Source organism: Arthrobacter sp. AG258 (assembly GCF_004364695.1).
Taxonomy (GTDB): Bacteria; Actinomycetota; Actinomycetes; order Actinomycetales; family Micrococcaceae; genus Arthrobacter.
The window spans coordinates 84,455-96,910 of record NZ_SOBI01000012.1; the positions used below are offsets into that span (position 1 = coordinate 84,455).

The following is a 12,456-nucleotide window of genomic DNA, read 5'->3' on the forward strand; positions in this document are numbered from 1 at the left end:
ACCCCAACCTGACGTCAGATTCCCCTAGATTTCTGTCGGGTTAAGATCCAAATCCGCCTTTCAGCACACGCTCGGAAGATGGTCTTCGACCCCAACCGGACCTTTGGTTCAGCTAACATCACTGCCTGAAGCAAGTCTGGACCAGGGGGTGTTTATGACGTTGGCGGCTGCTCCAAGGTGACCGCCAACCAGCGATCGTGCCCCGGTTCTACCAACTTGTAGCCAGCCTTCCGGAACGCATCGTCGAAGAACGTCAGGTCTAGTTCGACGTCATGCTGTACGGGAGTTCCACCGTCCCGAGAACGCGTCCAAGGGCGCACGGGACAATCAGAGCAAGGTTCAGGGCCGCACTCCCGGCAGTACGCCACGCCACGAATTCAGCGGCCGCACGCATTTTCCAAATTGCGTCCTCGGAAGAATTGCGCTCAAAATGCAATAATCGGAGGGACGTAGCATGTCGGTGGGAACACCGATTACTGACTTAATCTGCTGAAATTGGGGGACTACCATGAACGTTGGATCGGAAGGTTTGATCCAGTTGGGCGTATGGGAGGTGCATCCTCAAACACTCAAGGCTACTGGCGTCGCTTGGGAGGACGTAGTGGCTGGACGCATCCCAAAAGAAATCAACGGCCACCTTCCGCCCAAGGCTGGAAAGGATTTCCCGTCGATGGGCTGGCGGGTGGTTGATACCCGGATAGAGCCCTGGTCCGATGAGGTCCTTATCCTAGGTGCTCCATCCACAGCGGAGCTCGGACGATGGGTGCTGACCCAACTTGCCCGGGGCGATGACGGCTGGTACTTCGCCTCACCGATGAACTGTCTTCCGGTTCCAAGTCGAGAACATCGCCGCCAAGGGCTGCGATTGCAGTGGGCGCAAGAGCGCTTTACTCGGTCGCGGCAACACCCACGGCCCCTAGACGTGGTTCTATCCAATGATTCAGACACTCCGTGGTTTCCCACAGAGCTGGACACCGAGCACGTACAAGGGGTGGTCTTTAACAATGCTGGCCAGCGACTCGGGACGGGATGGTTTGCGCATGGACAGGCAGAGCGGCTACCAGAGCTTCACCCGGGTCAGCGGCTGACCCTCCCCGTAGTTTGGGAAAACGAAGTCTTCGAGAAGCTTGCAATCGGCCAATACCAGATAGCCGCTCACTTGGTAGCTCTAAACTTACGTACTGGTGCAGAAGCCGGTTTGACCATATCATGAAGGTCAACAATCAAACCGACCTCGGCTTATCCAGCCTTACCTCTACTGGGTTTCCTGCGAGCTAATTGAATCGAGTTACGTCAAGAAACGGCTTCCATTTCAGGACCACGAAGTCGTACCGTTGCTGGCAATCGAATACTCTCGACCGCTCCACTGTTTTTGGAATGTGGCCGCGAAGTTTTTGAATGCAAAAACGTACGTGGGGTGATAGACCTCCCCCATAGTTCCACCGGACCAATTTTCGCCCAAAATCGTGCGGTACATGACTTCGTTGGTGGTTGTGGCATTCGCACAATTCTGCCAGCTGTGGATATTGTCATCAATATTGAATAGCCCATCATGGGTCGTATAGCAGTTTGAAGACGAGATCAGGATTGGCGAACCGGAAGTAACAGTGAAATCCCCACTAAGAGCGAATTCTAGGTTGCCGACGATTGTCATCCTCCACTCGACGTCCACTGTTCCTGCGGGGCGGCACATGCCAGTACTGCTACTGCAATACTCGTATGTAATGGTGTCCTTCACGTCAAGAGTAGGACCCACAACCGTCCCAACCCCACCAGCATTCATTAGAACGGGCTTCTGAGCCTTCAGAACGTCTTTTTAGCTTCCTTTGACGGCGCGTTTCGAAATTTCTGTACAATCTCCTGTATTTTTTTCTGTGAATTATCAGACCTGTGCGTTCCTCGCCGTTGAACGAATTCTTCGACGGAATCAACGGGAACTCCCATTTGCAACTGCTGGATGACTCCGTTGACAACCGGGTCCTCCCCCGCTGAAACCACAGCGGTTATGCATTCGCCATCATTGACTTCCGTAACGCTGCAAGAATCTTCGAACGGGCTTGTGCTAGAAGCATTTGCAGGAAGAGCTGCACTTGCAAAGAGCAAGAACGCAGCGGCAGCGCTAGATAGAGAACGCAGCGCAAAGTGTTTCATTAATCATTCCCCCAATAGTGATCAATCATTTCTTGAAACTCTCGGAGCATAGCTATTTAATAACGCAAGCTCAAGTCAAGTGGAAGTCCAAGGCGTTGCATTCGCGTAAAGAATGACCGGTCGTTAGAAGCGCTATCGAACCCTCACGGGGAGCTCATGTAGGCTGCCTCTGCAGAGGGAGATCGCGTGCATCAATTGTTGAATACGCTGCGAGCCTTATTCCATGGCAAAAGAGACAGTCGTTCTGCTGGAAGATGATATCGACGGCTCGGAAGCCAACGAAACGATATCGTTCGCCCTCGACGGCAGCAAATACGAGGTTGACCTCAATGAGGGGCACGCCAACGAATTGCGTGAAGTCCTTTCCCGCTTTACCAGTGCCGGCCGCCAGGTGTCTGGCGGCCGTGGGCGAGGCCGTAGTAGGTCGTCGCAGGGCGGCACTGACGTAAAGGCTGTGCGGATGTGGCTGAGAACGGCATCCAGGTGAACACCCGGGGACGTATCCAAGCGGAAGTCGTAGAGCAGTACGAAGCCGCAGACTAGAAGCTAAGCAGAACCAATCGGGGCCGGAATCTATGACTGATTTCGGCCCCGATTTCTTTTGGGCCCTATCTTTCCTGTGGCCGTTAGACCGGAATGGTTCGTACGTCCGGGAACCAGCCGGCTGGGGCTTTCTTTGGTTCGAGGTGTTCGGGGTCGCGGTGCTTTTGCATGTCGCATTTGTAGAAGGGGCCGCGCGGGTCGAGGAGGACGCTCATGTGGTGGTCAGCATGGTCCCGCCACCAGACGCTCATGCCGGTGGCTCCGTCGAGTCTCAGGTGCTCCCAAGCCCGCCATAGCCCTTCGACACGGGAGACGACTTCCGGGTGGAAATACCATTCGGTGCACCATTTCGCAGCGCGGCCGTCCACGTCACGGACGTAGGTGGGCAGCAGCTGCTCGTGCAGGAATTCCTCGGCCGATCCGTAAACCAGCTGCGGGGGTTTCTGCTGCTCGCCATCATCAGCGCCAGCTTCCTGTGCGTCCGAGCTGAGAGGTTCACTGAACCGGCCGATCTCGATAGTCATGGCCTACTCCCCTACCCTGTAACCCATGGATTTGCGGCCGCCACGGCTGCCATGGGTACTGGTTCGTCCTCCGGCTGCGGGCTGTACTTCGTGATGGATGCTTCCACGGCCTCCTTGTGCGGCCCCGTGTACCAGGGCATGGTGCGGACCAGGGTGGCTGGGGCGCCGGATGCCAGGATGACGGCGCGGCCGCGGTCCAGCTCGGCGAGGTTGGAGACGTCGAAGATCCGTTCCTTGCTTTCCTGCCGGGAGCGGCTGGACCCGGACTTCCCTGATGAGACGGAGATGTTGATGTAGCTGTAGTCGCCGATCAGGTCTGAGAGGGCGCGGAGGAAGCCTTCTTCGGCGACGCCGCCGCCGTAGACCTTGACGTTCGCGGCGGACCAGATCTTCCGCATGTTCGCCTCGCCCCAGAGCTCGACACCCTGGGACCAGGACTGCAGGATGCCCATGACGATCAGGCCTTTGGAGCCGTAGTGGCTGAACTGGTCCGGTAGGCCGGCCCAGCGGACGACGTTGGCCAGCTCGTCCAGGGCGAACAGGGCAGGCTTGGGCAGGCGGCCGCCGCTGCGCTCGGCTCGCTCTTCCATTGCCTCAGCGATTGCCACCGTCAGCGCGGTGGTCAATGGAGCGGCAGAGCCGGCCCCTTCCTTGGAGAGGATGTAGATGGTCTCCTGGGACGCTGCGAAGGCGTCTGGGTTGAACTGCCGGCGCGCATCACTGGCCACAGTCGCGCCGCCTGTCGGGGCGACCCAGCGGAGGGTGTTGCGGCTCTTGAGGCACTGGATCATCTTTTCGGCGGTGCCGAAGATGCCGTCGCGCTGCTTGTCGGCGAGTTTCAGTGTGGACTCCAGGCCTTTGTACTGCAGTTCGTAGTCATGTTCCCGGAGGATTTCGATGGGTTCTTGGCTGACCTGCTCGGTCACCCACAGGTATACCTGCGTGATCGGTAGGCAGCCCAGTGCTGCAGCCAGGAAGTACGAGCAAAGGATGTCTTCTGCTTTGGGGTCGAAGTAGGCATCGGGCTTTGACCCGGGGACCCGGGAGCCGACTGCGAAGTGCTGGGTGAGCTTGTACGCCTTCTCTTCGTCGGTGACGTAGGACAGGGGGTTCCACCACCAGTCCGGTTCTTCCTGGGCGATCTTCTGCGGGTCGAAAACCCACACCGGGGCGATGGCTTCCCGGACGCCGCGGGTGCCGTCCACCACGTCACGCTTGTTGGACGTTGAGACCACTGCGCCGGGAGCGTCCAGGATCGCGGGCATCACTCGGGAGGTCGACTTGCCGGTCCGGGGTCCCCAGATGTCGAGGCTGAGGTCTTCCCAGGACTGGATGAATTTCTGGCCGGTGGAGACCACCTTGCCGACGACGATGCCGGGGTTGTCCTTGATTCCCAGCCGTTCGGCTTTGGCTTGGGCGCCCTTGTCGGAGAACGCGGCGAGGGACTTTCCTCGGCCGAGGTAGCGGGCGGCTTTGTCTACGCGGGCGCGCTTGGACGCACCCTGCCGCCAAGCCACCAGGACGACGACGGCCAGCGCCAGGACCAACCCGGCCATGACGCAGACGACGACGGTCGCCAGGGTCGGCCAAGGCACTTTGCCCTTGATGAGCCCGGCTATCAGGTCAATGGGGTGGGCCGGCGGCGCGTCGATGCCGGCCATCCAGGACCCGATGTGTGCGGCGGCGTAGGTGCCGCCGCCGAAGACGACGATGAAGCCGATGGCCAACCAGACGAGGGTGGCGTCGCCGAGGCCCATTCCTTTGCGGTTTGGTGCGCTCACAGTACGCCTCCTTCAGCCGGCACGATGGGCGCGGCCAGATACATGATCGGTTCCGGGGAACCGTGCCACTTGGCATCGGTGTCGTTGACCCCGTCTGGGCCGTGCTCCACGGAGGTCAGACCGACCTGGACCGGGATACCCGGGCGGCCGCCGACCTTGATGAGGAACTTCCCGCGCCCGGGCGGTTCGACGTCGACACCGCGGGAGTCCCATGCGGGCGGGTCCTGCCAGGAGATGAGTTTCTGTTGTTCCTGCCGGGACAGCGGGATTGCGGAGGTCAGTAGCGGCATTTCGGAGGCGGGGAGGCCGCCGCAGATGACCATGCCGGAGCGTTCGACGAAGCCGCGGGCCTTCATGCGGTCCTCTTCTGCCGGCAGGGCCAGCAGGTCGGACATGGTGTGGGAGATCATGATCTGCCCGACGCCGACGGACCGGTTGAGACGGGTGAGGGCGTCCACACGGTCGACCATGCCTTTCCCGGCGCGCAGGGCCCGCCACAGCTCATCCAGGACCACGAAATAGTTCCTTCGCGGTTCCAGGCCCGCATCGGCGAGGGCGTTGGCGACGTTTACGGTCCCGAAGCCGTAGGACCAACAAGCCAGCAGCACCGCTGCCTGCAGGTCCGTCTCGGTCTCGTCAATGCTGGAGACATCGAAGACCACGGCCCGGTCATGCTTCATCGGGTTCGTGGTTTGGCGGGAGAAGATTTCGCCGAGCTTCCCGCCCCCGGTCAGGCCCAAGAGGGTTGCTTCCAGCGCCCGGGTTTCCTGGAGGTAGACGTTCATGTCGCCGCGGTCCAGCGCGACCTGGCGCAGTTCGTCCGGGGCGGAGACGATGACGTCCAGCAGGTCCTTCAGGACCGGGACACCGTCGAAGCGTTCATCGAGGACGCGCAGCGCCCGGTCCATGATGGTTTGTTCCTGGTCGGTGGGTGGGTTGTTCCGGCTGATGGTGATGAGGGAGACGACCATGGTCAGGCGCCTGCCGTGGGCGTCGGCGCGGACCCTGGCGGCGTCTTCGTGGTGGCCGCTGTCTTCGAGCAGCTGGGCCGCTTCGACGGCCTGGCCCGGGTCGAGGATGTTCATGTAGCCGACGCCGCGGCCAAGCTTGATGACCTGCCCTCCGAGGGCTTTCACGGCTTTGACGTGCTCGCCTTTGAGGTCGCCCAGGATCAGCGGGTGCACCCCTTGGGCGGAGAGGCCGATGAACATCCGCCGGACCACCGTGGACTTTCCGAGGCCGGGTTTGCCGAGGATGAACGCGGACGGGTTGGAAATCAGGCGTGCGCGCTGGAACCAGCTGATCGGGTCACAGCACACCGTTGCCTGGGTTTCCTCATGCCGGCCCAGGGGGACACCTATCATGGGTGACGATGCGCCCGAAGAGAACGGCCACAGCCCGCAGACCTGAACGGTCGTTCCCCGATACTCCCGCACGGAGGGTAGGAGTTGAGCCATGCCGCCGCCCCGTCCGGTCCAGCCCCGCGAGCCCGGCCCAGCTTCTTTTGACGGGGCTTTTGCTGTCTTTACTGTCTTTGCCTTCTTTGCTGTCAACAGCTTCATGCGGGCCATTAGAGGGCGTCCTTTATCTCGGTGGGCACCATGCTGTGCTTGGGCAGGACCAGCCCCAGGGGCAGTGAGGCTGCGAAGGCGGTGTCCTGGGAGCCGTAGGCGCGGCGTAGCAGCACTCGGGCGGTACCGGAGGTCTGTTCGATGGCGGCAATGGCGTCCGGGAGGCGTTCCTTGTCGGTGACGGTGGCGGTGACGACCATGCCGAAGTTCACCAGGCCTGCACCTTGGGCTTCTTCCTGGGCGGTCTGGGCAGCAGAGCGGGCATCGATCAGTGCCCGGGCTGTTGGGCGGGTGCCGGAGGTGACGCGGACGTTGGCGTTGTTCTGGTCCCGCTCAACGACCGTTGCGGCGCGGGCGGAGTCCATCGGGCGGTACAGCAGGGAGACGCGCTTGCGGTCAATGTCCCCATGCGGGGCCAGCAGCCGGGACAGGACGGAGGAATTTACCGAACCACGGGGAGCGCCGGTCATGGTCCAGGACGCCGAGAAGGCAGAGTCGTGACGGTAGTCGTCCCAGCTTGCCTGGGTCGCGGTCGGACCGACCTCGCCCCAGCTCAGGGACACCGGGGTGCCGGCCGCGTGGGCCTCGTCAATGATCAACGCTGCGGGCGGGTCGTAGGCGATCCGCACGACCTCGCAGAGTTCCTGCGCGGACATGGGCCGGGCGATCCCGGCCCCGGTGGACTGCAGCCGTGCCGAGAGGCCGGGGATCCGGGAGGCCAGGTCGCGGGCGACGTCTTCCGGGGTCCGCTTCTTGGAGCCTGCGCGCAGGGAGGCGTTGAAGGTCAGGGACACCCAGGCGCGGACCGTGGCCGAGCCTTCCGGGTAGGTGTCGACGACCTCATGGAGCATGTCCCTGGCGAACTGCGGAGCGTCCGGGTCGATGTTCATCAAGACCTCATTCCGCAGCCGGTACCCGGAGTCCGGTGCGGTCTCAACAGTCACGGCCGCGGCGTCCAGGCCGGCCTCGTCGGCGAGCCCGGCGAGCCAGCCGCCCCAGTTAGCCACCCAGGCATCGACCTGCTCCGGGTCAACGAGCGAGGCCCCATCGGGTTCGGTGGAGAAAATCACGGTGAAGTGGCTGGTGGCCGGGACGTGCAGCATGGCGAAGGGCCGCTTGTACGAGTCGGTGAACTCGTAGAGGGTCGACTTCGCTGCCAGCCCGGGCAGCTGGTACATGCCCCACTTGGTCACACCAAGGGGGCCGGAACGGTACAGGTTGGTGCCGGAGGACTTGGAGACCTTGAAAGCCAGACGGGTACCGAAACGGTCTACAACGGACTGGCCGTGTTTGTCTTTCACGGTCAGCAGCAGCACGCAGGCACCGGCGACGGCAAGGACGCCCAGGCCGACGAACAGGCCCCAGATGGCGAAGCTGACGATGCCCAGCAGGAGTCCGACCATGACAATGCCGGTGCCGATAGCGCCGAGGTCGCCCAAGCCGGCTGAGCGCGGGACGCGCCAGTTACCGTAGGACGGTTCCCTGTATTCGGTGTTAATTGCTGCCACTGGGGCCCTCCCCGGTTGAATCCTGCGCGGTCGTCTTGATTGCCTCTGATGTTCTGGACGCCACCTGGACGCCTGTGGCTACGGCCATGCCGGCCGGGCCCGTAGCTGCGGCACCGGTCGTGGCTGCAGCGCTTCCGGCCGATGCTGCCGCTCCAGCTGTGCCTGCCTTCCCGGCTGCCCCGCCCGGGCCCGTGGTGCTTGGAGTGGGCTGTCCTCCCCCGCCCCGAGGACCGGAGGATCCAGGGCTTCCTTTGGGAGAGCTGCCTGCGTTCGGGCTGGGTGTATTGCTGGTGCTTGCTGGGATCGGTGCTGCATTTCCCCGCCCGCTGCCGGTGCGGCCCATGGAGACCGCTCCGGTGGCAACAGCACCCACAGCCGCTCCGGCCGCTGCGCCGCTCCCAGAGGCAACGGCTCCGACCATTGGGGTGACGAACCGCATCAGGGCTGGAAGCGCGAACAAGGCCACGATCATGAGGGTGAACCCGCTGATGGAGCCTACGAGGGCATCACGGCCGCTCGTCTTGCCCATCAGCAGAAATGCGACTGAGTACACGATGGCTGCCGCAGGCTTGTAGAGGATGAAGGCGATGGTCCAGCCGACGGCCTTTTGGAACCATTGCCTGCCCATCTCGGTGTTCGTGAAAGCGGCGGTGGTGGGCAGGATGCCGGCCAGGATCACCAGCATGCCGCTGCGCACCACCATCAGCACGATCTGGACCAGGGATGCGATCAATCCGACGAGGCCCAGAACGATCAGAATGAAGGCCCCGACACCGGTCTGACCCGTTACAACGAGGAGGTGCATCGATTCCGCGAAACCCTTCCCGTCGGTGGACCGCTGGATGATCGCGGCCGCGAAGGTGTCTGCCGCGATGATCAAGATGGAGATGACGCCCACACCAAGACTGGACACCACCGTGAGGGTGATGAGGGAGCGCAAGAGATCTTTCAACGGTGCGCCCCTCTGCTCCCAAATCATGCGGATTCCTCCGATGATGACTGCCAGGACGGCAAAGGTGAGCGTCCAGGGCCACAGCTGGCTGTTCACGGTGGTGACCACCGGGCTCGCTCCGGTGCGGTCCTCACTGATGAGGTTCACGGTTGGCATGGAGACCCAGAAGGTAGAGAGGGTTGTCACCATCTGGCTCATTCCCTCCATGATGGATTTCGCCAAGTTGCTGATCGCATCGTCGGCGAGGCCCTGAACCCAGTCCCCAACGGGGTTCCATGTGGGTTTCATGCCCCACTCCACGGGATAAAGCCGGACAGGTCCCGGACCTGTCGCGGTTCTTCCAGCGGTGCGCCGTTATCGGCGACGACGCCTTTCCAATCACCGTCCTGCCAAAGCAACGTTGTGCGAACGGAGGCAAGCGCACCGTTGTCTGCCTTGAATGCCAAGTCGACGACGGCTTGGTTGGCCGTATAGGAGACGTTGAATCCGGCGATCTGGATTTTCACGGCTGATGCGGGAGCCTGAGTCTGGGGCGCTTTCATGCCTGCCTCGCGCCCAGGTCCCTCTGCCGCGAGCTGTTTGGCGATGGCACGTTCTTTTGAAGGGTCGCTGCCCAGAGCCCAAAGGTTCACAGCCGCGTAAAGCGCGCCCTTTGGCGTGTGGGCGAAGCAAGACCTGATCCCCTGGGCATCTGTCTTTCCCGGACCGATTTGTGGGTCGGTGGGAGCAGCCATCGTTCCTACCAGCTCCCATTTGGTTTCGGGTGCGGCGCCGAGGGACGTTTCCGGTGCGGTCGGAAGACCGCAAACGCTGCTGTCAGCGGCAGAGGCGCTGGGGCTGGCAGCAGGCGTGCTCCCGTTTCCCGGAGTTGGTGGTGCCGGCTGTGCATCACTCTGTCCTTTGGGGAGCAGGAAGATGACAATTCCTGCTGCCAGCAGCGTGACCACCAGCGCGGCCGCGATGATGAAGCCGGGTTTGGTAAACGGATTGCTTTCGGTGCTGGTCTCTGTTGACTGGCTCATACGGAACCTCCCGTTGGTGGTGCTGGTTTAGACGAAGGCGCGGACGATGCCTGCGGCGCCGGTGATGATGATGCAGCCCATGAGGACCCAGCCGAGCTTGCCGATGGCCTGTGCGCCTTCACCGCGCTGGAGCTGGATGACCATGCCGATGCCGACGATGATGACGCCCAGGACGCCCAGGACCAGGCCGATGCCGGAGGCCCAGTTCAGGATGGTCAGCAGGCCGCCGGCCTGCGCGGGGACGACGGGGGTTGGGTTGGGAATGACGCTGGTGGTGAGTGCGGTGAACGTGTTCATGGTGAGACCTTTCAGTGGGTGGTTGTCGTGGCCAGGGCGGTCACGTCGGTAATAAAGCGCTGGTATTCGCGGACAGCTGGCAGCTCCGTGGCGTCTGTGTGTCGCCAGGCGTCCACCCAAGGCAAGGACCAGAATCGGGGCGCTCCGCCGCCTACGAGGGCGGCGAAGTCCCGGAGGGCTTTGGGTGTCTTTCCCGGGGCGTCTGCAAGGACGGCGAGGCCGAGGAGATCGACCTGCGGGGCAGCGCCTGACACCCACTGGGAGAGCGCGTTCCTGGCAGTTGTCAGGCCCCGCATGTCTGCGCGGCAGACCAGCAGCACCCGCGGCTTGGCGCCGCTGGGGAGGACAGGCCAGCGATGGTCTGTGGAGCGGGCAGATTCGATGAGGTCAGCGATCCGGCTTTCACCCGCTCCCCCGTGGGTACCGACAACCCAGAGACGGGCTGTACCAGCCATGCTGCGGGACCCCAGCCGATCCGCCGCGTCAGGCTCGACCATGCCCCGCAGCGGTGCGCTGATGACCGCCGCCGGCGGGACAGCCGCAGCCCGGGTTTCCACATCCGGTTCATCAGCCGCGGGGCGCGTAACCCAGGGGTTCAGGGTCTGTTGCATGGTTCCTCCTCTCAACTCTCAAGTTCCGTAGGGATGTTTTAGAAGCCTTTGGCGACGGCGGCGGCCGCGGCGAGCCACGCCCGCTGAGTCGCGGGCTGGAGCGTTTCGTAGCGGATCGGCCCGTTGACCAGGGCGGGGTCGTACGGGATGCGGACGACAGCGCGCACGAACGGCTCGAAGCCGTCAGCGATCCGCTGCGCCTCGGCTTTCGCGCGCTTCAGGGCATCCCCTGTCATGCTGCGCTTGGCGTCGGTGGACTCTGAGACGATCACGACGGCGTTGCGGGCCAGCTCGGCGTCGTGTCCGCCGCGGGATTCCAGGGTCTGCAGGGTCAGCCGTGCTGCTTCTGCGCGGTCCTCGATGGCGGTGACGGGGACGACGAGCTGGTTGGTGTGGTCGATCATCCGCCGCCAGTTCGCGGCCCTAGCGGTGTTGCCGGAGTCCATGATGACCAGCCGGTAGTAGCGGGTGAGGACCTGGTGGGCGATGTCCACTTCCTCGGCGGTGACTTCGTGGTCGCCTTCTTCGTTTTCGTCCGAGCGCAGCACATCGAACTTGTCGGCGGTCTGGTGGTGGACGAACTTGGCGATCTCGGCCGCGTTCGTGGAAGGGGACAGCAGCTCGGTGGAGGAATCGATCAGGTCCAGGACGCTGCGGCCGTGGGCGCCTTTCTCGGTCCGCCAGCCCAGTGTGCCTTGAGATTCGTTGTTGTCCCAGGCCACCGTTGCCGCGCCGCTGTAGCGTGCGAGGATCGCCGAGAGCATCACCACGGTGGGGGTCTTGTTGGCCCCGCCCTTGCGGTTGACCACGGCGATAGTCCGCGGGCCGGGCCAGTGCTGGCTGACCGTGCGGATATCTTCACGTTCGGACACTTCCTCCGCTGAGGGGTCCATTCGGAAGCCCAGCCGGGTCAGGGTACCGCGCCAGCCCTGCGTTGCTGGCTCCAGCACCGGGGCGCTGACCAGGAAGGAGGTCTCCTTCAAACTACGCCGGGTCACCGGAGCATCAGCTGCAGCAGCCCGCTCGGGTGCCCCGGAGGTCGGAGCAACGTCCTCGACCAAGGCGGTCTCCGCGGCAAGGGGTGGCCACGGCTGGCGTTCCACCGTTCGCTGGGCGGGTTCAGGCTTCACGGCAGGCGTTGCCGCTGGCTTGGTGTCGGTGACTTCGGCGGCCGCAGCGGGCGTGCTGGCCGGCGCGGCAGTTCTGCGGCGGGCGGGCCGAGGCTCATAGGAGACGGATTCGACGTTGCCGCCGGGGTGAACGATCAGTTCGCCGTAGCCCTCGGGATCCTCGATGCGGACCCGGACGGGGCGCTGCAGCGTCCTGGCTTCGGCCACGACGAGGGCCAGGGCGTTGTCGCGCAGGTCCTGCAGGGTATCCCCTGCCGCGACGACGCGCGAGTTGCCTGCCACGACGACCTCGGCGGTGCCGTTGTCACTGATGATGGCCTTGATGTTCGGGAAGGCCAGGACCTCCGTTGGAGTGGTGCTCATGAA

Annotated in this window: 12 protein-coding genes; 1 reads left to right on the top strand and 11 read right to left on the bottom strand. The window is 63.2% G+C overall.

Going from position 1 to position 12,456, the window contains the following annotated elements; genetic code table 11:
• Window positions 1-1,312 precede the first annotated feature (1,312 nt).
• Window positions 1,313-1,738, bottom strand: coding sequence for a hypothetical protein (locus tag DFO47_RS20105; protein WP_133832789.1), 426 nt, complete (start codon window positions 1,736-1,738; stop codon window positions 1,313-1,315).
• A 65-nt stretch (window positions 1,739-1,803) separates the two neighbouring features.
• Entirely contained in the window at window positions 1,804-2,151 is a 348-nt protein-coding gene (locus tag DFO47_RS20110; protein WP_133832790.1) for a hypothetical protein, read from the bottom strand.
• A gap of 223 nt (window positions 2,152-2,374) precedes the next feature.
• On the opposite strand from DFO47_RS20110, the gene DFO47_RS20115 reads away from it, so the two are divergent.
• Window positions 2,375-2,638 carry a histone-like nucleoid-structuring protein Lsr2 gene (locus tag DFO47_RS20115; RefSeq protein ID WP_279586716.1) on the top strand — a complete coding sequence of 88 codons (264 nt, stop codon included), beginning with the start codon at window positions 2,375-2,377 and terminating at the stop codon, window positions 2,636-2,638.
• Window positions 2,639-2,777: 139 nt separating this feature from the next.
• Here DFO47_RS20115 and DFO47_RS20120 read toward each other — a convergent pair whose 3' ends face one another.
• The 9 genes from DFO47_RS20120 to DFO47_RS20160 are packed head-to-tail and all read right to left on the bottom strand — an operon-like array spanning window position 2,778 to window position 12,453.
• The gene (locus DFO47_RS20120; protein WP_133832791.1) at window positions 2,778-3,218 is read right to left on the bottom strand and encodes a DUF4913 domain-containing protein; all 441 of its coding nucleotides are present in this window, start codon (window positions 3,216-3,218) and stop codon (window positions 2,778-2,780) included.
• 11 nt (window positions 3,219-3,229) lie between these two features.
• On the bottom strand, window positions 3,230-4,999 hold the full coding sequence (locus tag DFO47_RS20125; RefSeq protein ID WP_133832792.1) for a type IV secretory system conjugative DNA transfer family protein: 1,770 nt from the start codon (window positions 4,997-4,999) through the stop codon (window positions 3,230-3,232).
• Window positions 4,996-6,570, bottom strand: a complete 1,575-nt coding sequence (locus DFO47_RS20130; protein ID WP_133832793.1) for a DUF87 domain-containing protein — start codon at window positions 6,568-6,570, stop codon at window positions 4,996-4,998. The genes DFO47_RS20125 and DFO47_RS20130 overlap by 4 nt, the downstream gene beginning before the upstream one ends.
• Window positions 6,570-8,078 (bottom strand): SCO6880 family protein, encoded by a 1,509-nt coding sequence (locus DFO47_RS20135; protein WP_133832794.1) that lies wholly within the window; start codon window positions 8,076-8,078, stop codon window positions 6,570-6,572. Before DFO47_RS20135 ends, DFO47_RS20130 begins: the two co-directional genes overlap by 1 nt.
• Complete coding sequence (locus DFO47_RS20140; RefSeq protein WP_133832795.1) at window positions 8,065-9,318, bottom strand: hypothetical protein; 1,254 nt, start codon at window positions 9,316-9,318, stop codon at window positions 8,065-8,067. The genes DFO47_RS20135 and DFO47_RS20140 overlap by 14 nt, the downstream gene beginning before the upstream one ends.
• Entirely contained in the window at window positions 9,315-10,052 is a 738-nt protein-coding gene (locus DFO47_RS20145; RefSeq protein WP_133832796.1) for a hypothetical protein, read from the bottom strand. The genes DFO47_RS20140 and DFO47_RS20145 overlap by 4 nt, the downstream gene beginning before the upstream one ends.
• Window positions 10,053-10,079: 27 nt before the next feature.
• Entirely contained in the window at window positions 10,080-10,349 is a 270-nt protein-coding gene (locus tag DFO47_RS20150; RefSeq protein ID WP_133832797.1) for a hypothetical protein, read from the bottom strand.
• Window positions 10,350-10,360: 11 nt separating this feature from the next.
• Window positions 10,361-10,960, bottom strand: a complete 600-nt coding sequence (locus DFO47_RS20155; RefSeq protein WP_133832798.1) for a DUF6668 family protein — start codon at window positions 10,958-10,960, stop codon at window positions 10,361-10,363.
• A gap of 38 nt (window positions 10,961-10,998) precedes the next feature.
• A complete protein-coding gene (locus DFO47_RS20160; RefSeq protein WP_133832799.1) occupies window positions 10,999-12,453 on the bottom strand; it encodes a chromosome partitioning protein ParA in 1,455 nt (484 codons plus the stop codon).
• Window positions 12,454-12,456: the final 3 nt, after the last annotated feature.